The following is a 668-nucleotide window of genomic DNA, read 5'->3' as shown; positions in this document are numbered from 1 at the left end:
CGCCGGTTCTACGCCGCGGCGCACCGGGCGGCGGTCGACGCCTTCGACAGCCGCCGCTACCGCAGCCTGGTGAAGCGCCTGCACCGGCTGATCGCCGACCCGCCGCTGCGCGCCTCGCACGCCGACGAGCCGGCCCAACCGGTCTTCACCGGCGTGCTGCGCCACGACTTCCGCGAACTGCGCCGCCTGGTGCGCACGGAGGCCGGCCTGTCCGGGGAGGAACGTGTCGAGCGTCTGCACGATATCCGCAAGGCCGCCAAGCGATTGCGCTACTCGGCCGAGGCCGCCACCGAGGTGCTCGGCAAGCCCGCCGACGAGCTCGGCAGGAAGGCCAAACGCCTGCAGGGTGTGCTCGGCGATCACCGGGACGCCGTGGAGGCCCTGGAGACTCTGCGCACCCACGCCTCCGAGGCCGGCGAGTCCGGCTACCAGCGGCTCTGCGATGCCGAGGAGGCGGCGGCCGCCAAGGCGCTCGAGGAGTACCCGGACGCGATCGAGTTCCTGCGCGAACAGCCGCTCGGTTGACCAGCGCCCGGCGGGCTAGTTGATGCGCATGCTCGCCGGGTCACCGTGGCCCCAGCCGCTGGGATGCGCCTCCTCGACCGCGGACACCGTTTCACCATGGTGATGCCCGTTCGAGTCGTGCTGGTGCCCGTTCGAGTCGTGGT

Annotated in this window: 1 pseudogene; it reads left to right on the top strand. The window is 72.3% G+C overall.

Annotated elements, in window-relative coordinates:
* Positions 1-525: pseudogene (locus ACFXN1_RS44935) on the top strand (CHAD domain-containing protein); the annotation flags it as partial.
* Between the last annotated feature and the right edge of the window lie 143 nt (positions 526-668).

This window comes from Nocardia sp. NPDC059154, assembly GCF_042755705.1.
Taxonomy (GTDB): Bacteria; Actinomycetota; Actinomycetes; order Mycobacteriales; family Mycobacteriaceae; genus Nocardia.
Note: the sequence above shows the minus strand (reverse complement) of the source record. Positions and strands in the feature narration are given on the sequence as shown.